This window comes from Aeromicrobium sp. UBA7512 (assembly GCF_002476985.1).
GTDB lineage: Bacteria > Actinomycetota > Actinomycetes > Propionibacteriales > Nocardioidaceae > Aeromicrobium > Aeromicrobium phoceense.
The window spans coordinates 289,864-311,282 of record NZ_DLNK01000007.1; the positions used below are offsets into that span (position 1 = coordinate 289,864).

13 protein-coding genes are annotated in these 21,419 nt (G+C 72.3%); 6 read left to right on the forward strand and 7 right to left on the reverse strand.

The genetic code is table 11. The annotated features are described in order from the left end of the window. Window positions 1-8 precede the first annotated feature (8 nt). Both B2363_RS12325 and B2363_RS12330 read right to left on the reverse strand, forming a co-directional pair. Window positions 9-2,069, reverse strand: a complete 2,061-nt coding sequence (locus B2363_RS12325) for a PTS fructose transporter subunit IIABC (RefSeq protein ID WP_286930586.1) — start codon at window positions 2,067-2,069, stop codon at window positions 9-11. Window positions 2,070-2,080: 11 nt separating this feature from the next. Continuing rightward, window positions 2,081-3,022: a 1-phosphofructokinase family hexose kinase gene (locus tag B2363_RS12330; protein ID WP_286930587.1), complete on the reverse strand. Its 942-nt coding sequence runs from the start codon at window positions 3,020-3,022 to the stop codon at window positions 2,081-2,083. A gap of 165 nt (window positions 3,023-3,187) precedes the next feature. Here B2363_RS12330 and B2363_RS12335 point away from each other — a divergent pair, with 165 nt between their 5' ends. The 4 genes from B2363_RS12335 to B2363_RS12350 all read left to right on the forward strand — a co-directional run bounded on the left by B2363_RS12335 (window position 3,188) and on the right by B2363_RS12350 (window position 9,879). After that, on the forward strand, window positions 3,188-4,837 hold the full coding sequence (locus B2363_RS12335) for a phosphoenolpyruvate--protein phosphotransferase (RefSeq protein WP_286930588.1): 1,650 nt from the start codon (window positions 3,188-3,190) through the stop codon (window positions 4,835-4,837). 223 nt (window positions 4,838-5,060) lie between these two features. After that, the gene (locus B2363_RS12340; RefSeq protein ID WP_286930589.1) at window positions 5,061-6,017 is read left to right on the forward strand and encodes a hypothetical protein; all 957 of its coding nucleotides are present in this window, start codon (window positions 5,061-5,063) and stop codon (window positions 6,015-6,017) included. A gap of 118 nt (window positions 6,018-6,135) precedes the next feature. Next, entirely contained in the window at window positions 6,136-7,596 is a 1,461-nt protein-coding gene (locus B2363_RS12345; RefSeq protein ID WP_286930590.1) for an SDR family oxidoreductase, read from the forward strand. Between the two features lie 183 nt (window positions 7,597-7,779). After that, on the forward strand, window positions 7,780-9,879 hold the full coding sequence (locus B2363_RS12350; RefSeq protein WP_286930591.1) for an MMPL family transporter: 2,100 nt from the start codon (window positions 7,780-7,782) through the stop codon (window positions 9,877-9,879). A gap of 36 nt (window positions 9,880-9,915) precedes the next feature. Here B2363_RS12350 and B2363_RS12355 read toward each other — a convergent pair whose 3' ends face one another. Then, window positions 9,916-13,188 (reverse strand): AfsR/SARP family transcriptional regulator, encoded by a 3,273-nt coding sequence (locus tag B2363_RS12355; protein WP_286930592.1) that lies wholly within the window; start codon window positions 13,186-13,188, stop codon window positions 9,916-9,918. Between the two features lie 159 nt (window positions 13,189-13,347). Here B2363_RS12355 and B2363_RS12360 point away from each other — a divergent pair, with 159 nt between their 5' ends. Together B2363_RS12360 and B2363_RS12365 are read left to right on the forward strand one after the other, a co-directional pair. Continuing rightward, window positions 13,348-14,769, forward strand: a complete 1,422-nt coding sequence (locus B2363_RS12360) for an FAD-binding oxidoreductase (RefSeq protein ID WP_286930593.1) — start codon at window positions 13,348-13,350, stop codon at window positions 14,767-14,769. Between the two features lie 94 nt (window positions 14,770-14,863). Beyond that, the gene (locus B2363_RS12365; protein ID WP_286930594.1) at window positions 14,864-16,321 is read left to right on the forward strand and encodes an amino acid permease; all 1,458 of its coding nucleotides are present in this window, start codon (window positions 14,864-14,866) and stop codon (window positions 16,319-16,321) included. Here B2363_RS12365 and B2363_RS12370 read toward each other — a convergent pair. The 4 genes from B2363_RS12370 to B2363_RS12385 form a co-directional block, all read right to left on the reverse strand. Beyond that, the gene (locus B2363_RS12370; protein ID WP_286930595.1) at window positions 16,300-17,163 is read right to left on the reverse strand and encodes an aldose 1-epimerase family protein; all 864 of its coding nucleotides are present in this window, start codon (window positions 17,161-17,163) and stop codon (window positions 16,300-16,302) included. The genes B2363_RS12365 and B2363_RS12370 overlap by 22 nt on opposite strands. Window positions 17,164-17,318: 155 nt before the next feature. Beyond that, window positions 17,319-19,511: a 3-hydroxyacyl-CoA dehydrogenase NAD-binding domain-containing protein gene (locus B2363_RS12375; protein WP_286930596.1), complete on the reverse strand. Its 2,193-nt coding sequence runs from the start codon at window positions 19,509-19,511 to the stop codon at window positions 17,319-17,321. Between the two features lie 32 nt (window positions 19,512-19,543). After that, on the reverse strand, window positions 19,544-20,758 hold the full coding sequence (locus B2363_RS12380) for an acetyl-CoA C-acetyltransferase (protein ID WP_286930597.1): 1,215 nt from the start codon (window positions 20,756-20,758) through the stop codon (window positions 19,544-19,546). A 118-nt stretch (window positions 20,759-20,876) separates the two neighbouring features. Then, window positions 20,877-21,392, reverse strand: a complete 516-nt coding sequence (locus tag B2363_RS12385) for a VanZ family protein (protein WP_286930598.1) — start codon at window positions 21,390-21,392, stop codon at window positions 20,877-20,879. Window positions 21,393-21,419 lie beyond the last annotated feature (27 nt).

Here is a 21,419-nt window from a genome sequence, read left to right on the forward strand (position 1 = left end):
GTGTCCTCTCAGACGGTGACGGGTTCGTCGGCGGTCTCGGCCGCCTGCTTGGAGTAGCTGACCTGCTTGAGGGCGGTCACGAGGAATCCTGCCACCAGCGTCCCGACGATGAGGGACACGAAGAACCACAGGACGTTGTCGACGGCGAAGAACACGAAGATCCCTCCGTGCGGAGCCACGCAGGTGACGCCCAGGGCCATCGACATCGCGCCGGTGACGACGCCGCCGGCCATCATCGCCGGGAGCACCCGGAACGGGTCGGCCGCCGCGAACGGGATGGCGCCCTCGGAGATGAACGAGGCACCGAGCAGCCAGGCCGCCTTGCCGTTCTCGCGCTCGGCCGGGGCGTAGAGCTTCGGGCGCAGCGCCGTGGACAGCGCCATCGCCAGCGGGGGCACCATGCCGGCCAGCATCACGGCCGCCATGATCTTGGACTGCGAGGAGCCCGGGTCGAGCGCACCCGTGGTGGACAGGCCCGTGACGGCGAAGACGTAGGCCGCCTTGTTCACCGGGCCGCCGAGGTCGACGCACATCATCAGGCCGAGCAGGCCGCCCAGCACGATCGCCGAGCCGCCGGTCATGCCGTTGAGCCCGTCGACGAGCGCCTCGTTGAGCCACGCGAGCGGCTTGGCGAGCACCAGGATCATCGCCATGCCCACGACGAGCGTGGAGACGAGCGGGATGATCACCACCGGCATCAGGCCGGCCAGCCAGCGAGGCACGGGTCGGCTCGCGAACCACGCGGCCACCAGGCCGGCGAGCAGGCCGCCGATGATGCCGCCGAGGAAGCCCGCGCCGCTCTGGTTGGTCTCGGTGACGCCGATCTGGGTCGCGGCGTAGCCCATGACGAAGCCGGGGGCGATGCCCGGACGGTCGGCGATCGCGTAGGCGATGTAGCCGGCCAGGGCGGGCACCAGGAAGCTGAAGGCCCACGAGCCGAGCAGGTAGACCAGCGCGCCGACGTAGTAGAGGAACGCGCTGTCGAACAGGGCGTGGTCACCGGCCGCCGGCAGGTTCGTCAGCGAGTTGTTCGCCAGGATCTCGTTGGCCGTGTCGGTGATGTCGTAGCCCGCCAGCAGGAAGCCGAGCGCGATCATCAGGCCGCCCGCCGCGACGAACGGGATCATGTAGCTCACGCCCGTCAGCAGCCAGCGTTGCAGCTTCTTCCCGACGTGGTCGTTGTCGCCGCCGCCGGCACCCGCGGTGGCGTCGGCGTCGCCCTCGACCCGGCGGGCGTTCGGGTCGCCCGCGGCCGCGAGGGCCTCGTCGATCATCTTCGCCGGCTCGTTGATGGCGCGCTTCACGCCGCTGCGGACCACGGGCTTGCCGGCGAACCGGGCCTGGTCCTTGACGCCCACGTCGGTGGCGAAGATGACCGCGTCGGCCGAGGCGATCTGCTCGGGCGTCAGCGGGGTCACGCCCGAGGAGCCCTGCGGCTCCACGGCGAAGTCCACCTGGGCGTCGCGCGCTGCCTGGGCCAGCGCGTCGGCGGCCATGTAGGTGTGCGCGATGCCGGTGGTGCACGCGGTCACGGCGATGACGCTGCGCCGCGGTGCGTCCGTCGCGGCCGTGTCGGCGGCCGGCGCCGCGGCGGCGGGAGCGGGCTGCTTGACCTCGACGCCCGAGGTGGCATCCTCGACGAGCGCGATCACGTCGTCGGTCGTCTGCGCGTCGCGCAGGGCCTGGGTGAAGTCGGGCCGCACGAGCGCCCGCGCGAGCGACGAGAGCAGCTTCAGGTGGGCGTTCCCCGCACCCTCGGGTGCGGCGATCATGAAGACGATGTCGGCGGGGCCGTCGGGCGCGCCGAAGTCGGCGCGGTTCGTCAGCCGCGCGAACGCCAGCGTGGGCTCGGTGACCGTGGCGGTGCGGCAGTGCGGGATCGCGATGCCGCCGGGCACGCCCGTGCCGGCCAGCTCCTCGCGGGCCTTGGCGGCGCCGGCGAGCTCGTCCACCGATCCGGCCCGGCCGGCGGCGACGACCTGTGCGGCGAGGGCCTCGATGACGTCCGACGCCCCCGCGCCGAGGTCGACGTCGAGTGACACCAGCTGAGGGGTGATGAGCTGTTCCATGTTGGCCTCCATCAGGCGGGATCCACGGTCTCGACGTGGGGTGCTGCGGGTAGGTCGGAGGGACCGGGCAGGCGCGACCCCGGCAGGGCGGCCGCGGCGGCGCCGTGGACGGCGGCGCTGGCCAGGCACTCGGCGGGCGAGCGGCCCGCGACGTGGGCCACGAGGTAGCCGGCGAGCGAGGAGTCGCCCGCGCCCACGGTGCTGCGGACGGTGACCGGTGCCGGCGGGCAGAACCACGAGCCCTCGGCGGTGGCGAGCACGGCGCCCGCTCCCCCGAGGGTCAGCAGCACCGTGCCGACACCGTGGTCCTCGCGCAGCTGGTGTGCACGGGCGGCGGCGTGGCGATGGTCGCGCTCGATCTCGTCGGGGTCGCAGTCGAGCAGCTCGGCCAGCTCGTCGGAGTTGGGCTTCATCAGGTCGGGCGAGGAGTGCTCCACGGTGAGGCCCAGAGCCGCGCCCGAGGTGTCCACCGCGACGCGCGCACCGGCCTCCTGCAGGCGGCGGGTGGTGGTGGCGTACCAGTCGAACGGGACGCCGGGCGGCAGGGAGCCACTCAGGACCGCCCAGTCGCCGGGACCGACGGCACCGGCGAGCGTGTCGGTGAGCGCGGCGAGCTCGGCATCGTCCAGGCGCGGGCCCGGGGAGTTGACCTTGGTGGTGACGCCCTCGGGCTCGGCGAGGGTGAGGTTCACCCGCAGGCGTCCGCTGACGGGGACGGCGCGATGGTCCAGGCCGAGCGTGGCCAGGGCGGCGAGCAGCGGCTCGTCGGCGGCGGCGGGGAGCACCGCGGTGACCGGGACACCCGCGGCGTGCAGCACGCGGGCGACGTTGATGCCCTTGCCACCGGGATCGTCGTGGGCGCTCTCGCTGCGCACCACGGCGCCGCGCTCGAGCGGCTCGAGGAGGCTCACGAGCCGGTCGATCGCCGGATTCGCGGTGACGGTGACGATCACGGCCCGCTCCTTCCGATCCTGGGTACCAGCGTCACACGTGGGGGGTGCACGTGCGATGTGGGTTTGTGTGGCTTCGAATGTTGTTGTGTATTGATTTACGTCACATCGTGGGACATTGTCAAGACCCCGGTGTCGCGTGGATCACGTGGGCGTTACCGTCGAGGCGTGACCAGCGTGTACTCCGGAACCGCCGTCGTCCCCGGGATCGGGGTCGGCCCGGTGGTCCGCCCGGCCCCCCGTCCCACCGCTCCGGAGCACGAGGAGGCCGGTGACCCGAGCGTCACCACCGTCGCCTTCGGCACGGCCGCCGCCGAGGTGGCGCGTCGCCTGCGCGCCCGGTCGCAGGCGGCCAGCGGCGCGGCCTCGGAGGTCCTCTCCGCCACCGCAGCGCTCGCCGAGGACCGTGGCCTGGCCACCTTCGTGACGAAGCACGCCACCCAGGGCGCCGGCCCTGCCACCGCCACGACCGCGGCCATCGAGGAGCTCGCGGCCATGTTCACCTCGGCCGGTGGCCTGATGGCCGAACGCGTCACCGACCTCTACGACGTCCGCGACCGCATCGTGGCCGAGCTGCTGGAGCTGCCCGAGCCGGGCATCCCGGTGCCCGACGAGCCCTCCGTGCTGCTGGCCGACGACCTCGCCCCCGCCGACACCGCCGGCCTCGATCCCGCGAGGATCGTCGCGATCGCCACCGAGCTGGGCGGGTCCACGAGCCACACCGCGATCATCGCGCGCCAGCTCGGCATCCCCTGCGTCGTCGCCGTGACCGACCTGCACGACGTCGCCGCGGGCGACCGCGTGGCGGTCGACGGCAGCCGCGGCACGGTCACGGTCGATCCCGACGAGGCCCAGGTGGCCTCGCTCGTCGAGGAGGACCGCCGCACCCGCGAGGCGGCCGCCGGCTGGACCGGACCGGGCCGCACGGCCGACGGTCACGAGATCCAGATCCTCGCGAACGTGCAGGACGGCGCGGGCGCCCGCGTCGCCGCCGAGCAGCCGATCGAGGGCGTCGGCCTGTTCCGCACCGAGCTGTCCTTCCTCGACCGCTCCACCGAGCCCACCGTCGACGAGCAGGCCGACATCTACGCCGCGGTCTTCGAGGCGATGGGCGACAAGAAGGTCATCGTGCGCACCCTCGACGCGGGCTCGGACAAGCCCCTCGCGTTCGCGAACCAGCCCGACGAGCCGAACCCGGCGCTCGGCGTGCGCGGTCTTCGGATCGGCCTCGCCGACCCGGCGATGCTCGACCGCCAGCTCGACGGCATCGCCGCCGCCCAGGCCCGGACCGGCGCCGACGTGCGCGTGATGGCGCCGATGGTCACCACGGAGGCGGAGGCGCAGTGGTTCGCCGAGCGCGTGCGCGCCCGCGGCCTGCTCGCCGGGATCATGATCGAGACGCCCTCCACGGTGCTGCTCGCCGACCGGATGTTCCGCCACCTCGACTTCGTCTCGATCGGTACGAACGACCTCTCGCAGTACACGTTCGCCGCCGACCGGATGGCGCCCACGCTGAGCGACCTCACCGACCCGTGGCAGCCCGCGCTGCTCGCGTCCATCAAGCTCGTCGCCGACGCCGGCCGCCGGGCCGGCAAGCCCGTGGGCGTGTGCGGCGAGGCCGCCGCGCACCCGCTGCTCGCGTGCGTGCTGACCGGACTCGGCGTGACCTCGCTGTCGTGCGCCGCCACCGCGGTGCGCCCCGTCGGCGCGAAGCTCGCGCAGGTCACGCTCGCCCAGTGCGAGGCCGCCGCCGAGGCCGCCCTCGCCGCCCCCGACCACTCCCGCGCGGCCCAGGCCGCCGCCGAGCACCTCGCCTGACCTCCTTTTCGGGTGCCGGGAGCGCCGTGTTCCGGCCGCCCCAAGCCAACTTTTGTGACGAGATTCGGCCGCACGATCGCTCCTGTGCCGAACTCCGTCACAAAAGTCGCGTTGGCAGCCCGGAAGAGCGCGTTCGTCCACAGGCGGCAGCGGCGGGTCGTGTCGTCCACAGCCACGGCGCGAGGGGTTCTCATCGGCACCCTCGAAGTCGCACGGTTCAGCGATGGCGTCGATCCCTTCAGACCTGCGCGGCCGCCCCTTCACCACCTCCGAAGCGATGGCCCGCGGCGTCACCAGACATCGGCTCTACGGCCACGCGTTCACTCTGCTGCACCGCGGCCACGGCGTCTGGTGCGTGACCGACGAGCCCCGCACGCTGGCACTCCTCCTCGCTGCTGACCGGTTGGTTCTGCCTGCAGACGCGGCCGTCAGCCACGTCACGGGGTTGTACCTGCACCTGCCCGCGGACTTCCCGGAGTCACCGGGACTTCACGCGCCGCGACACTGGTCGACGAACTCCACCACGCAGGTTCGATCGCCTGCCGTCACGCTGCATCGACGCCTGTCCCGCCTGCAGCCCGGCGCGGTCGGTCGCCTTCCCGTGCTCAGTCCGGAGCGCTGCCTGGTGGACGCGACGATCTCCCTCAGTCAGGCCGAGATCGTCCGCTTCCGCGACGCGCTGGTGAGAGCCGGCCACCTGACACCTGAAGGCTTCGCCGAGTTCGCGTGGACCCAGCACCTCCACGGCGTTCGACGATCACGCATGACGGCATGGCGCATGCGCGAACGGGTCGGCTCCTTCATGGAGACCGACGCGCGACTGATCATGGCGGCGTGTGGCCTTCCCGAGCCGGAAACCAACGGCGCGATCAGCGTCGGTGGCGGCCGCACCTGGCACGGCGATCTCGTCCTGAGGCCGTGGCGCATCGTGGTGGAGTACGACGGCTGGTACCACGAGCGCTCCTCCAGGCAACGGCGGATCGACATCATCCGGCGCGAGTCCCTCGAAGCCGACGGCTGGCTCGTCATCGTCCTGACCGCCGACGACCTCCGCTCGCCACCGACGCTCGTCGCCCGAGTCTGGCGCGCCCTGGTCTCGCGCGGCTACACCTCTTCCGCGCCGACCCATGCAACCGCGGAGCTCCGTGAACTGGTGCGCCTCCCGAAGCCGCGCTCCTGACGGATGTGCTGGCTCCCGAGGCCAACTTTTGTGACGAGAATCGGCCCGCACGCGGTCGGGACGCGGAAACGCGTCACAAAAGTCGCGGGGGTGCGCGGCGCACCGTTGACTGAGGGGCATGCGAACTCTCGTGACGGGGTCCACCGGATACGTCGGCGGCAGGCTCGTGCCGCAGCTGCTGGACGCCGGCCACGAGGTGCGCGTGCTGGTGCGCGATGAGCGAAAGGCGCGGGCGCACCCGTGGGCCGATCGTGTCGAGATCGTCGTGGGCGACGCGACGAAGGCCGAGGACGTGCGCCGCGCGTGCGAGGGCGTCGACGTCTTCTACTACCTGCTGCACTCGATCGGCTCCGGCGGCGACCTCGTGCGCACCGAGCACGAGATGGCCGCGACGATCGCCGAGGCCGCGAAGGACGCGGGCGTCGGGCGGATCGTCTACCTCTCGGGCATGGTGCCCAAGGACGAGGAGATGTCCGAGCACCTGCGCTCGCGCGACGAGGTGGCCCGCGTGCTGCTGGACTCCGGCGTGCCGACCGCGGTGCTGCAGGCCGGGATCATCATCGGCTCGGGCTCGGCGTCGTTCGAGATGCTGCGCTACCTGACCGAGCGGCTGCCCGCGATGGTCACGCCCCGCTGGGTGGACTCGCGCACCCAGCCGATCGCGATCCGCGACGTGCTGCACCTGCTCGTGGGCTGCGTCGACCTGCCGCCGGACGTGAACCGCCGCTTCGACATCGGCGGTCCCGACGTCCTGACCTACCTCGAGATGATGCAGGGGTACGCGAAGGTCGCGGAGCTCCCCCGGCGCCGGATCCTGCGGGTCCCGGTCCTGTCGCCGAGCCTCTCGAGCCACTGGGTCGGCCTCATCACCCCCGTGCCGGCGGACCTCGCGCGGCCCCTCGTCGAGAGCCTGCGCAACACCGTGGTCGCGCAGGAGGACGACATCTGGCGCTACATCCACCTGCCGCCCGGAGGACTCACGGGGTTCCAGCGGGCCGTGGAGCTGGCGCTCACGAAGATCCGCGACCTGGACGTGCCGACGCGGTGGACCTCCGCCGCGACCCGGGGAGCGCCCTCCGAGCCACTGCCCGAGGACCCCGACTGGGCCGGCGGCTCCCTCTACACCGACGAGCGCACCCGGGAGGTCGCCGCGTCACCGGAGGACCTGTGGGCGGTCATCGAGGGCATCGGCGGGGACCACGGCTGGTACTCGTGGCCGCTGGCGTGGCAGGTGCGCGGCCTGATCGACCGCGCCTTCGGTGGGCCGGGCCTGCGCCGCGGTCGCCGCGACCACAGCAGGCTCGTGGTCGGCGATGCCGTGGACTTCTGGCGGGTCGAGGAGGAGGTCGAGGGCGAGTTCCTGCGCCTGCGGGCCGAGATGAAGGTGCCGGGGCTGGCGTGGCTGGAGCTGCGCGTGGGCTCGGACGACTCGGGCACCACCTCGTTCCACCAGCGGGCGCTGTTCCACCCGCGCGGACTGCTGGGGCACCTGTACTGGTGGGCGGTCGCGCCCTTCCACGGGCTGATCTTCGGGGGCATGCAGCGCAACGTGGCCAAGGCCGCGGAGTCGCGCGGCTGATCGTCAGATCCGCTCCCCGCCCCAAAAGTGCAGCGCGGCGGGCGGGCGCGTATCAGCGCGGGGACACGCGGGTCATGGGAGGTCGTGCCCGATCGGGCTCCAAGTCACCCCCAAGTCGGACGCAAGGTCTCGGGCCGACTGTCGGTGGCAGGAACCATCCCCCCACTGAAGGAACCGAGACAGATGTCCTCCCTCTTGTACCGCTTCGGCCGCACGACGGCCCTGCACCCGTGGCGCACGATCGTCGGCTGGCTGATCCTGGCCTCGCTCGTGTTCGCCGCCAGCTCCGCGTTCGGTGGCTCGACCCAGGACGACTGGAACGTGCCCGGCGCCGAGTCCCAGCGCGGGATCGAGCTCCTGCGCGACCACCTGCCCGACGCCGGCAACGCCTCGGCGAACGTCGTGGTCCACGACGACCGGGCGATCCCGGCGGCCGTCCTGGCCTCGCTCGGCGAGCGTCTCCAGGACGTCGCCCACGTCTCCAGCGTGAGTCCGCCCCGCCTGAGCGCCGACGGCCACACGGCCGTCGTGCACCTCGCGTACGACACCGAGGTGACCCATCCCGACCTCATGGGCGACATCGAACCGCTCGAGAAAGCCGTCGAGGCCACCCAGGATGCCGGTTACCAGGTCGAGCTCGGCGGCGACCAGCCGGCGACCGCCAGCGCGCCCATCAAGGGGTACGGCGAGCTCATCGGCGTGGGTGCCGCCCTGCTGATCCTGCTGATCGCCTTCGGATCGGCCGTCGTCGCGGGGCTGCCCGTCCTGGTCGCGGTCGCCGGACTCGCGGTCGGCTCGGCCGGCGTCACGCTCCTGGCCGCCACGATGGACGTCTCGACCTCGGCCCCGATGGTCGCGTCGATGGTGGGCCTGGGGGTCGGCATCGACTACGCCCTGCTGCTCGTCAGCCGGCACGCCGAGTTCCTGGCGCAGGGTCACTCCGTCGAGGAGGCCGCCGGGCGCAGCCTCGCGACCGCCGGCAAGTCCGTCGTGTTCGCGTCGCTGACCGTCCTCATCTCGCTGCTGGGCCTGGGCCTGACCGGCCTGCCGACGTTCGCGACGTTCGGTTGGGCCACCGCGATCGCGGTCGTCTCGGTCATGCTCACGGCGCTGACGCTGGTGCCCGTGCTGTGCCGGTTCGCCGGACGCAAGGTGCTCTCCCGCGGCGTGCGCCGTGGCCGGGTGCCCACCGAGCGCCCGCTCACGGCTCGCTGGGCCGAGCGCGTCACTCGGCGTCCGTTGCTGTGGGCGCTGCTCGGCACGACCGTGATGATCGCCCTGGCCGCCCCCGTGCTCGACATGCGCACGTGGCCCCAGGACGACGGCAACCAGACGACCGAGGCGACCACGCGGCGCGCTTACGACCTGACGGCCGACGCGTTCGGACCGGGAGCCACCGGACCGATCTCGATCGTCGTGGACCACGCGAGACTCGACGCCTCCGAGGTGGCCTCCGTGCGCAGCACCCTCGAGGGCAACGACCAGCTCGTGGCCGTCTCCCCCGCGATGGCCTCGCCGGACGGAGCGATCACGGTGCTCACGGCGGAGCCGGCGTTCGGTCCCGCCGACGCCCGCACCTCAGGGCTGGTGGAGGACCTGCGGGCCGACCTGCCCCCGGGCGTGGAGGTGACCGGCCAGACGCCGTTGTTCGCCGACCTCGCGGAGATGCTGTCGCACCGGCTGTGGGTCGTCATCGGGTTCGTCGTGGCGGTCTCGGTGCTGCTGCTGATGCTGGTGTTCCGCTCGGTGGTGATCCCGCTTAAGGCGGCCGTCATGAACCTGCTGTCGATCGGCGCCGCCTACGGCGTCATGACCGCGGTGTTCCAGTGGGGCTGGGGGGCGAGCCTGCTCGGCATCGACCACGCCGCGCCCGTGTCCAGCTGGGTTCCGATCCTGATCTTCGCGATCCTGTTCGGCCTCTCGATGGACTACGAGGTGTTCCTGCTGAGCCGCATCCGTGAGAAGTGGCTCGACACCGGCGACTCCACGGCGAGCATCGTGCACGGCCTGGCCGCTTCGGGCAAGGTCATCACCGCCGCCGCCGCGATCATGGTCTTCGTGTTCCTCGGCTTCGCGACCGAGGGAGACCTCGTGGTCAAGATGCTGGGCCTGGGCATGGCGACGGCCGTGTTCCTCGACGCGACGGTCGTGCGGATGATCCTCGTGCCGGCCACGATGACCCTGCTCGGGAAGTGGAACTGGTGGCTGCCGGCGTGGCTCGACCGGGCCCTGCCGCAGGTCGACGTGGAGGGCGACGAGCGCGAGCTCGTCACCACCCGCTGACACCTCGATAGCCGCTCTGCTCAGTAACCGCTCTGCTCAATAACCGAACTGGTCCCGCTGGTCGCGCAGTCGCTGCGCGGCCAGCGGGATCTGCCACTGCTCGCACAGCTCCGCGGCCCGGTCGGCGTGGACCCGCGCGGTCGCGAGGTCGCCGAGCGCCGCGTGCGCGGCCGCGATGTAGTGGTCGACGGGGCCCGAGGCGTTGCCCGACCCCGCCGAGCAGCTGGAGCCCGGGAACGGCGCGATCCGCGCCAGCGCGTCGGCGGCCAGCGCCCGGTCCCCGACGTACAGGGCCGCCTCGGCCGCGTTGCACCACGCCAGCATCGAGAACCAGTCGTCGTGATCGAGGTCCACGGCGTACCGCCGCAGGTGGTCGCGCGCGTCGTCCACCCGGCCGGCGCGACACAGCAGCGCCGCGGTGACGGAGGTCAGGGGAAGGGGGTCGCTCTCCTCCATCGCCACCAGGAGGTCCACGACGTCCCCGGCGCGCCCGCTCCAGACGGTGAGCACGAGCTCGGCGCCGAGGATCGCCACGTCGGACTGCGGCAGCGTGACCGTCCGCTCGAGGCGCCGCATCCGCTCGAGCGCCGTGGCGCACTCCTCGAACCGGCCGGCCATCGCGAGCCACGGGATCTCGAGCCCGTCGAGGACGAGCTGCGCGTACGCCAGTCGCAGCCGGTCGGCCTCGACCCGCGTCTGCGCGATGACCTCTCGCATCTGCAGCGGACGGCCCGCCTCGCCGAGCGCGACGGCCTGCAGGGTCGCGGAGATCACCACGTCGCGGTCGCGGCCGAGCTCGCGGGCGAGCCGGGCCGACTCCCCCGCCCACGCGGCGCGCTCCTCGGCGGTGCTCGCCGTCCAGAGCGCGGCCACCCCGACCTGGGCGACGTCGACCATGAGGCCGGGGTCGCCCAGGTCGTCGGCCATGGCCCGAGCCCGGGCGACCAGGTCGGCGCGCTCGGCGAAGGGCGCGGTGTAGTACTGCTCGCTCGCCAGCGCGGCCAGCACACGACAGCGCAGGGCGGACGGCTCGGGGGGCAGGTCGGCGAGCGCCTTCCTCAGCGCCGCGACCACGACCTCGTTCACCTGACCGTGGTGGCTGGCCTGCCACAGCGCCCCCTGGGTGGTGGCGAGCGCGGCCCGGGCGAGCAGCTCGGGGTCGCCGAGCGCGCGGGCCTCGCCGATGGCCTCGGCGACGTCGGCGGCGAGCTCGGTCCAGCGCGCCGACCAGCGGTGGGCGTCGGCCAGCTCCATCAGCGCGTCGAAGCGGTCGCGCGGCGTGGCCTCGGGGTCGGACGACATCGCGCCCAGGGCTGCGGAGAGCAGGTCCGCCCGGTCCTCGTGGGCGTGCAGCACGCGGGCTGCCTCCGCCGCGCGCTCGGCCGCGCGCCACGCCGTGGCCGCGTGGGCCGGGCCCGCGGCCAGCCAGTGCCGGGCCTCCTCCGACGGTCGGCCCGCACCCGTGATCGCCGTCGCCACCACCGCGTGCCGGCGGGCACGCCGCGACGCCGAGAGTCCCGCGTAGAGGCTGTCGCGCACGAGCGCGTGGGCGAACGAGTACCGGTCGATCCCCTCCTCGACGACCAGACCGGCCTCGACGGCCGGCTCGAGCAGGTCCAGCACGCCCTCGTCGTCGGTGCCCAGCACGGCGCCGAGGGTCGGACCGTCGAACTGCCGGCCCATGACCGCCGCGGTGCCCAGCGCACCTCGGGTGTCCTCGGGCAGCCGGGCGAGCCGGCGGGTGAGCACGTCCTGGACCGCCCGGGGCGTGTCGTCCTCGGCGAGCAGGGCCGCCAGGTCGCCGCGCTCACCGGCCAGCCGGGCGTACTCGACGAGGAAGAAGGGGTTGCCGTCGGTGCGCTCGTGCAGCGCCTCCACCTGGTCCCGGGAGGGAGCCGAGTCCGCCACCCCGACGACGATCTCGGCGACCTCGTCCGGCCCGAGGCCCGACAGCTGCAGGCGCACCGCGTGCCGGCGGGCGAGCGCCTCGGCCGCGTCGGCGAACAGGCCCGAGGGCTCGGGGTGGTCGCGCCACGTCGCCACCACCAGCAGCCGGGCGTCGGTGACGGACTCGGCGAGCAGCATCAGGCAGCGCAAGCTCGCGGGGTCGGCCCAGTGCAGGTCCTCGAGGACCACCACGACCGCCTGCCGCCGCGCCTCCTCTCGCACGGCGGCGAGGATCGCCTCGCGCACCCGGAAGCCGTCGGCGACGTCGGTGACGTCGGGGAAGTCGAGCCCGAGGCCCTCGAGGACCGACCGCCACGGCCACAGCGGCGGCGCGCCCTCGTCGCTCGAGCACCGGCCGACGGCGACCACGGCGCCGGCCGCCGAGGCCCGGAGCCCGAGCTCGGCGGCGAGCCGGCTCTTGCCGATGCCGGGCTCGCCGGTGATCGCGGCGAAGGAGGTGGCTCCGGCGAGGGCGGCGTCGAGACTGCGCGCGAGGGCCGCGAGCTGGTGGTCACGGCCCACCATCGGCCACGGCGCGGAGACCGACGAGCCCTCGTCCGCGTCCGGTTCCGGGGGCGGGCTCCAGTCCAGCGCAGAGTCCTGGCGCAGCAGCGCGGTCTGCAGGCGCTGCAGCTCGGCGCCCGGCTCGATGCCGAGCTCGTCGTCGAGCACGGCGCGCACCCGGCGCAGCACCTCGAGCGCCTCCGCCTGGCGTCCGGACCGCGCGAGGGCGAGGGCGCGCAGGCCCCACAGCCGCTCGCGCAGCGGATGGGCCGTCGTCAGTGCCTCGAGCTCGGCAGCGGCCGTCGCGTGGCGGCCCAGGGCGAGCGCCGCGACCGCCCGGTCCTCCAGCGCGACCAGCCGCAGCTCCTCGAGTCGCGCGCGCTCGGCCACCGCGGCCGGCGCGTCGCCGAGCTCCGCGTACGGGGTGCCGCGCCACCGCCCCAGGGCCGTGGCGAGCGTCGCGTCCACCTCCTCGAGCTGGGCGCGTGGGGGCCGGTCCGACTCCAGCAGGCGGTGGGCCGCGGCGACCTCGAGCTCGAAGGCGTGGGCGTCGACGTCCTGCGCCGGCACGTGCAGCGCGTAGCCGGGCGCGACCGTGACGAGCACCTCCGCGGGGGCGCGACGGGCGCGGCCGGGCTCGAGGACCTTGCGCAGCCCCGAGACGTAGGCCTGTAGCGTCGTCGCGACGCCGGGCGGCGGGGCGTCGCCCCACACGAGGTCCACGATCGTGTCGACCCCGACGGGCCGACCGCCGGAGAGCGCGAGCGCGGCGACGAGCGTGCGCTGCCGGGGCGTGCCGAGATCGAGATCGGCACCGTCGGCCGAGACGGCCACGGGCCCCAGCACCCTGAGCTCCACAGTCGAAGCATAGGGACGCGCCCGGGCCAACGACAGGGATCGCAGGAATGAGAAATCGCCCGTCCTCGCGGGCTCCAAGCCAGCTCCCAGTCGGTATCAAGCCCTCCGGCCGATGCTCTCGGGGACAGGAAGCGAATCCCCCCACCAAGGAGCACCACCGTGTCCATCAACGAAACCATCGACCAGCTCGAGCGCCCGGCCGACCGCCTGCGCGGACTGGCCGGCGGCGCCGTCCACCTGCCCGGCGACCCCGGGTACGACGTCGCCCGAGCCGCCTGGAACCTCGCCGTCGACCAGCGACCCGCCGCCGTGGCCGTCCCGCGCGACGCCGACGACGTCAGCCGCATCGTGCGGGCCGCGCACGCCGCGGGCTTGCGGGTCGCGCCGCAGAGCACCGGTCACAACGCCGGGCCGCTCGTGGCCGGAGGCCTCGAGGACGTCGTGATCGTCCGGACGAGCGAGCTGAACGACGTCAGCGTCGACCCCGAGCGCCGCATCGTGCGCGTCGGCGGCGGCACCGTCTGGCTGCCTGCCGTGAAGGCGGCGGCCGCGCACGGCCTGACCGTCCTGCACGGCTCCTCGGTCGACGTCGGCATCGCCGGCTACAGCCTCGGCGGCGGCATGGGCTGGTACGCCCGCAAGCTCGGGCTCGCGGCGAACAGCCTCACGGCCGTGGAGATCGTCCTGGCGAACGGCGACCTCGTGCGCGCCGACGCCGAGCACCACGCCGAGCTGTTCTGGGCCGTCCGCGGAGGCGGGGGCAACTTCGGCATCGTCACGGCACTGGAGTTCCGCGCGTACGACTTCAGCACCGCCTACGCCGGCCTGATGATGTGGGACGTCTCGATGGCCCCGCGCGTGCTGGACATGTGGCGAGCCTGGGCGCCGGTCGCGCCCGACGAGGTGACCACGTCGCTCCGCGTCCTGAGGATCCCCCCGATCCCCGAGATGCCGGACTTCCTCCGTGGCCGCACCATCGTCGTCATCGACGGTGCGGTCCTGGCCGACGACGAGCGGGCCGCCGAGATCCTGGCCCCGCTGCGGGCGCTCGAGCCCGAGCTCGACACGTTCGGGCGGGTCCCGAGCGAGACCCTCGTGCACCTGCACATGGATCCGGAGGAGCCGGCGCCCGGCATCATCCGCTCGACGATGCTGCGCGAGCTCGACGACGAGGGCGCGGACGCGTTCCTGGGGCTGTTCGGCCCCGGGGTCGAGACGCCCCTCATGATCGCTGAGCTGCGCCAGCTGGGCGGCGCTCTCGGCCGCCCTCACGAGGGCGGCGGCGTGCTGACGCACCTCGAGGGCGAGTTCGCCTTCGTGTGCGGGGGCATGGCACCCACGCCGGAGCTCGGGTCGATGATCGCGTCGGCCGGGGAGCACGCCGTCGCGGCGCTCCGGCCGTGGTCGAACGGGCGGTCGTACCTCAACTTCGCCGAGGAGCCGACCGACGCCCGCACGGCCTACGCCGACGATGCGTGGCTGCGGCTGGCCGCGATCCGCTCCGCTGTGGACCCCGACGGCGTGTTCGTCGCGAACCACGCGATCCCGCGGCTGTACGAGAACGGCCGGCCCACCCGCTGACCGCGTCCGAGCCCGCCGGGACCTCACGGTCGCGGCGGGCTCTCGCCGTGGAGCCCGGTTGCAGGCGCCTGCGCGGAGGGCCAGAGTCGTGGCCATGAGCCTGTTCCGCACGAAGACCGTCGAACAGTCGATCGCGGAGACGGACGAGCCCGAGCACCGACTCAAGCGGGAGCTCACCGCCCGCGACCTGATGGTCTTCGGCGTCGGCGTCATCATCGGCACCGGCATCTTCGTGCTCACCGGCCAGGAGGCGCACAACCACGCCGGCCCGGCGATCGTCATCAGCTTCCTCATCGCCGGAGCCGTCTGCGCCCTCGCCGCGCTCTGCTACGCCGAGTTCGCGGCGACAGTGCCGGTGGCCGGCAGCGCCTACACGTTCAGCTACGCCACCCTCGGCGAGTTCATCGCCTGGATCATCGGCTGGGACCTGCTGCTCGAGCTGGCCCTCGGCGCGGCCGTGGTGGCCCGGGGCTGGTCGGGCTACCTCCAGGAGCTGCTCGAGCTGCCCACGCAGGTGGCCGGCGACGAGGCGGTCGTCGACGTCGCCGCCATCGGCATCGTCGTGCTGCTGTCGTTCCTGGTGATCGCCGGCACGAAGCTGTCCAGCTCGGTCACGAGCGTCTTCGTGCTGATCAAGGTCGCGGTCGTGCTCTTCGTCATCGTCGCCGGCCTGTTCCTGGTCAAGGCGGCGAACTACACCCCCTTCATCCCGCCCGCGCAGGAGCAGGAGCTGGCGAAGGGCGCCGACCAGCCCCTCATCCAGGCTGTCTTCGGCATGGCCCCGACCGCGTTCGGCGTCATGGGCATCGTCGCGGCGGCCTCGGTGGTGTTCTTCAGCTACATCGGCTTCGACGTGGTGGCCACCACCGCCGAGGAGACCAGGAACCCCCAGCGCGACGTGCCTCGCGGCATCCTCGGCTCCCTGCTGATCTGCACCGTGCTCTACATGGCCGTGTCGTTCGTCATCACCGGGATGCTGCCCTACACCGACGACCGGATGAACACCGGCGCCCCGCTGGCCGAGGCGTTCTCGGCGAACGGGATCGAGTGGGCGGCCAACCTGATCTCACTGGGCGCAGTGGCGGGCATGACCACGACGATCCTCGTGCTGCTGCTGGGCCAGTCGCGCATCCTGTTCGCCATGTGCCGCGACGGGCTGCTGCCGCGCGGCCTGGCGAAGGTGCACCCGAAGTACGGCACGCCGCACCGCATCACGATCATCACCACCGCCTTCGTGGCGATCCTCGCGGGCTTCGTGCCGCTGGCCGAGCTCAGTCACCTGGTGAGCATCGGCACGCTGTTCGCGTTCGTGCTGGTCTCGGCCGGCGTGCTGATCCTGCGTCGCACGCGGCCCGACCTGGAGCGGGCGTTCAAGGTGCCGTTCGCGCCGCTCGTGGCGGGCGGGTCGATCCTGACCTGCATCTGGCTCATGCTGAACCTGTCGCTGCTCACGTGGGAGCGCTTTGCGATCTGGATGGCGATCGGCATCGTCATCTACTTCGCCTACGGCCGCCGGAACTCGCGGCTGGCTCAGAGCAGCTCGACGCGGTAGGACAGCTCCTCGCGCCCGCCTGGAGGCACCACGGCGTTGCCCGGCTTGCCCGCGAACTGGCCCACGTAGTCGGTCGGGGCGGGCCGGCCGCGCCACGGCTCGATGCACACGAACCGCGCGCCGGGCACCGACCACAGGGTGATCCCGGTGAACCCCTCCCAGGTCAGCCGGACCTGGCGACCGGCTCCGGAGGAGTAGACCAGCCCGCGACTGGCGACCTCGGGCATGATCACGGCGCCGTCGGTGAACCACGCGTCGTTGAGGGTCACCACGTGGTCCCAGGCGGGATTGTCGAAGCGCTCGTCGGTGAGCAGGTTGTCCACCACCCGGCGCACGGGGGCCGTCTCGGGCTCGTCGAACCGCACCTGGTGCATCGAGCGGGGCTGGTCGTCCTCGAGCGGCCACACGAATGCCGGGTGGGACCCGAGGTCGAACGGCATCGGCTCGTCGCCGCGGTTCTCCACGGTGTACTGCACCGAGAGGCTGCGCCCCTCCACGGTGTACGTCACCGCCAGCGCGAAGTCGAAGGGGTAGTGCCGCCGCGTGTCCTCGTCGGCGACCAGCACGAAGGACGCGCGGTCGTGCGTGCTGTCGACCACGGTCCACTCGCGATCACGGGCGAAGCCGTGCTGCGGCATCGGGAAGGTCTGGTCGCCCACCCGGATGCGGTCGTCGGGCACGCGGCAGATCACGGGGAACAGCACGGGGGCGTGACGCCGCCACGGCTCGTCGCCCGACCAGAGGTACTCGTGATCGTCCTGGTCGCGGATCGAGACGGGCTCCGCCCCGTGGGGCGCGACGGCGACGGTGATCTCGCGGTCATGCAGGACGAGGGAGGTCATGTCACCGACGGTAGACACCGAACCCCTCCGGCCGCACGTCAAACGACCTCGACATCATCAACGTCACATCAGTCGGTGGCGACGGCGCGGTCACCACCCCCCACGACGAAGCCCCGGTCCAGGTGGACCGGGGCTTCGTCACGTGCAAAGTGCGATCAGGCGAACTTCTCGCCCTTCTCGGCCTTCTCGAGCAGCAGCGCGGGCGGGGTGAACCGCTCGCCGTACTTCTCGGCGAGCTCCTGCGCGCGCTCGGCGAACGCCTTGACGCCGATCTCGCCCGTGGCGGACTCGTAGCCGTTCACGTACTGCAGCGCGCCGCCGTGGACCGGCGGGAAGCCGATGCCGAAGATGGAGCCGATGTTGGCGTCGGCCACCTGGCGGATGACGCCCTCCTCGAAGCAGCGGACCGTCTCGATCGCCATGATGAACGTCAGGCGCTCCTTGATGTCCTCGAGCGGCACGTCGACGTCTTCCTTGACGAACAGGTTCCACAGCTCGGGCCACAGGAACTTCTTGCCGCCCTCCGGGTACTCGTAGAAGCCGGCACCGGCGGCCTTGCCCGGGCGACCGAGCTCGACCAGCTTGTTGACGACCTCGGACGCGGGCGTGACGGGCAGCTCCTTGCCCTCGGCGGCGGCGGCCTTGCGGGCCTCGCCCTCGATCTTCTGCTGCAGCGTCAGCGAGACCTCGTCGGACATCGCCAGCGGCTGGCCCGGGAAGCCGGCCAGCTGCGCGGCGCGCTCGATCGTGACGGGGTCGACGCCCTCGGCGAGCATCTCGACGCCCTCCATCACGAGCGTGCCGAACACGCGCGAGGTGAAGAAGCCGCGGCTGTCGTTGACGACGATCGGGATCTTGCGGATCTGTTTCGTGAAGTCGATCGCGCGGGCCAGGGCCTCGTCGGAGGTCTTCTCGCCCACGATGATCTCGACGAGCTGCATCTTGTCGACCGGGCTGAAGAAGTGGATGCCGATGAAGTCCTCGGGACGCTGGACGCCCTCGGCCAGCGTGGTGATCGGCAGCGTCGACGTGTTCGAGCCCAGCAGCGCGTCGCCGTTGACGATCGGCTCGAGCTCGGCGAAGACGCTGTGCTTGAGCTCGACCGACTCGAAGACAGCCTCGACCACGAAGTCGCAGCCGGCGAGGTCGGCGTAGTCGGCCGTGGGCTGGATGCGGGCCAGGATCTGGTCCTTCTTCTCAGCCGTGAGGCGACCCCGCTCGACCTGCTTGGACAGCAGGTTGTCGGAGTAGCTCTTGCCCTTCTCGGCGGCCTCGACGCTGACGTCCTTGAGGACGACCTCGATGCCCGCGCGAGCCGCCTCGTAGGCAATGCCCGCGCCCATCATGCCGGCGCCGAGGATGGCCAGCTTCTCGGCCTTGCGCTCGGCGATGCCCACCGGACGCGACCCACCGGCGTTGATCGCGCCGAGGTCGAAGAAGAACGCCTGCGTCATGTTCTTGAACTGCTGACCGATCAGCAGGTTGACCAGGTAGCGCGACTCGATCCGGCTGGCGGTGTCGAAGTCGACCTGGGCACCTTCCACGACGGCGCTCATGATGTGGCGCGGCGCGATGTACGGCGCACCCTTGAGCTGCTTCTTGAGGTTCGCCGGGAAGCTGGGCAGGAAGGCCGCCAGCTTGGGGTTGCTGGGCGTGCCGCCGGGAATCTTGTGACCCGCGCGGTCCCACGGCTGGGTGGCCGCTTCCTCGTTGCCGGCGTTGGCCTCGACCCAGGCACGCGCCGAGGACAGCAGCTCGTCGGCCGGGACGATCTCGTCGATCAGGCCGATCTTGAGCGCCTTCTCGGGCTTGTTGCGCTGGCCCTGCAGCAGGACGTTCATCAGCGCGTCCTGGATGCCGAACATGCGGGTGGTGCGGGTGACGCCGCCGCCACCGGGCAGCAGGCCGAGGGTGACCTCGGGCAGGCCGATCTCGTAGCGACCCTCAGCCGCGATGCGGTGGTGGCACGCCAGCGCGATCTCGAGGCCGCCACCCAGGGCGGCGCCGTTGATCGCCGCGACGACGGGCTTGCCGATCGTCTCGAGCTTGCGCAGCGTGGCCTTGATCGACTCGACGTTGTCGAACAGCGTCTGGGCGTCGGCCGGGGTGGCCTGGGTCATCAGCTTGAGGTCGCCGCCGGCGAAGAAGGTCTTCTTCGCGCTGGCGATGACGACGCCCTTGATGGCGTCGCCGTCGCGGGCGATCTCGTCGGCGAGACGGTTCACCGCCGCCTCCATGGAGGCGCGGTAGGTCTCGTTCATCGTGTTGGCGCTCTGGTTGGGGTCGTCGATCGTCAGGGTGACGATGCCGTTCTCGACCTCGTAGCGCACCGCGTCGGTTGCAGTCATACGTATTCCTTCGAAGTGTGGGGTCGGACGGATCAGATGCGCTCGACGATGGTGGCGATGCCCATGCCGCCGCCGATGCACAGCGTGGCCAGGCCGTAGCGCTTCTCACGACGCTCCAGCTCGTCGACGAGCGTGCCCAGGATCATCGCGCCGGTCGCACCCAGCGGGTGGCCCATCGCGATCGAGCCGCCGTTGACGTTGGTGCGGTCGTGCGGGAAGTCGTCGAGGTCGCGCATGAGCTTGAGCGCGACGGCGGCGAAGGCCTCGTTGATCTCGAGCAGGTCGATGTCCTCGATCGACAGGCCGGCCTTGTCCAGCGCCTTGCGGCACGCGGGGCCGGGGCCCGTCAGCATGATCGTGGGCTCGGAGCCGATGACGGCGGTCGAGACGATGCGGGCGCGCGGCGTGAGGCCGTGGCGGGCGCCGGCGTTCTCGTTGCCGATCAGCACCAGGGAGGCGCCGTCGACGATGCCCGAGCTGTTGCCGGCGTGGTGGACGTGGTTGATCCGGTCGACGTCGACGTAGCGCTGGAGCGCGACGGCGTCGAAGCCACCGAGGTCGCCGATGTCGGCGAACGAGGGCTTGAGGCCCGACAGGGACTCGACCGTGGTGCCCTCGCGCACGAACTCGTCGTGGTCGAGGATCGTCAGGCCGCTGAGGTCCTTGACCGGCACGATCGACTTGTCGAAGTAGCCGTTGGCGATCGCCTTGGCCGCGCGGGCCTGCGACTCGGCGGCGAACGTGTCGACGTCCTCCCGGCTGTAGCCCTCGATCGTCGCGATCAGGTCGGCGCCGATGCCCTGGGGCGCGAAGCCGGTGTCGAGCGAGGTCTTGGGGTCCATCGCCCAGGCGCCGCCGTCCGAGCCCATGGGCACGCGGCTCATGGACTCGACGCCGCCGGCGATGATCAGGTCCTCCCAGCCGGACTTCACGCGCGAGGCGGCCTGGTTGACCGACTCCAGGCCCGAGGCGCAGAAGCGGTTGAGCTGCACGCCGGCGACCTGCTGGCCGAAGCCGGCGGCGAGCACGGAGGTGCGGGCGATGTCGGCGCCCTGGTCGCCCACGGGCGACACGACGCCGAGGACGACGTCGTCGACCTGGTTCGGGTCGAGGTCGGGGTTGCGCACCTTGATCTCGTCGAGCAGGCCGGTGACCAGCGAGATCGGCTTGACCTCGTGGAGCGACCCGTTCTTCTTGCCGCGCCCGCGGGGGGTACGGATGGCGTCGTAGATGAATGCCTCGGTCATGGATGTCCTCACAACGGATGGAAGCGTTGGCGATGATTCTGACACCACTACTGTCAGAGTCGCCACGTACCCCCAGTATTCCACCGGATCGAAGCAGGATCCACGCGTGCGGACCGGCTCAGGAGCCGGGGATCACCAGGCCGGCCAGCAGCACGCCGAGCACGACGAGCACGACCGCGGCGAGCATCGCGAAGGCCGCACGGGCCACCGGCGAGCCGCTGGAGGCGGCCCGCACCGCCCCGAAGCCGAGCACCGCGCCCGCCACGTCGGCGACCACGTCGAGCAGCGATGCCGTGCGGTCGAGGGGACCGAGCCCCTGCGCCAGCTCGATCGCGACGGCGATCACGAGGCCGGCGGCGACGGCGACCAGCACCGAGGCCCTCGGCAGCGCCACCGCCACCACCGCACCGACGGGGACGAAGAACAGCGTGTTGGCCAGGACCTCGGCCCCTTCGACCACACGGGACGCCGGCACGGAGAGGACGTCGGCGATCGCCGTGGTGAGCGGCCAGGTCTCCACGCCGAGTCCGGAGTCCACGTGCCGGGGCCACAGGGCGATCGCGGCCGCCAGCACGACGTAGAGCACGGCCAGCGCGATCACGGCGCGGGGCACCCGGGGCCGTGGCTGCTGCATTGGCCGAGCGTAGGGCAGGGCGAGGGC

What these genes read in the sequence shown, in the direction of transcription:
- B2363_RS12350 (WP_286930591.1), top strand. Translation starts at nt 7,780, where the DNA reads ATGTCCTCCCTCTTGTACCGCTTCGGCCGCACGACGGCCCTGCACCCG.
- B2363_RS12325 (WP_286930586.1), bottom strand. Translation starts at nt 2,069, where the DNA reads ATGGAACAGCTCATCACCCCTCAGCTGGTGTCACTCGACGTCGACCTC.
- B2363_RS12385 (WP_286930598.1), bottom strand. Translation starts at nt 21,392, where the DNA reads ATGCAGCAGCCACGGCCCCGGGTGCCCCGCGCCGTGATCGCGCTGGCC.
- B2363_RS12340 (WP_286930589.1), top strand. Translation starts at nt 5,061, where the DNA reads ATGGCGTCGATCCCTTCAGACCTGCGCGGCCGCCCCTTCACCACCTCC.
- B2363_RS12345 (WP_286930590.1), top strand. Translation starts at nt 6,136, where the DNA reads ATGCGAACTCTCGTGACGGGGTCCACCGGATACGTCGGCGGCAGGCTC.
- B2363_RS12365 (WP_286930594.1), top strand. Translation starts at nt 14,864, where the DNA reads ATGAGCCTGTTCCGCACGAAGACCGTCGAACAGTCGATCGCGGAGACG.
- B2363_RS12375 (WP_286930596.1), bottom strand. Translation starts at nt 19,511, where the DNA reads ATGACTGCAACCGACGCGGTGCGCTACGAGGTCGAGAACGGCATCGTC.
- B2363_RS12370 (WP_286930595.1), bottom strand. Translation starts at nt 17,163, where the DNA reads ATGACCTCCCTCGTCCTGCATGACCGCGAGATCACCGTCGCCGTCGCG.
- B2363_RS12380 (WP_286930597.1), bottom strand. Translation starts at nt 20,758, where the DNA reads ATGACCGAGGCATTCATCTACGACGCCATCCGTACCCCCCGCGGGCGC.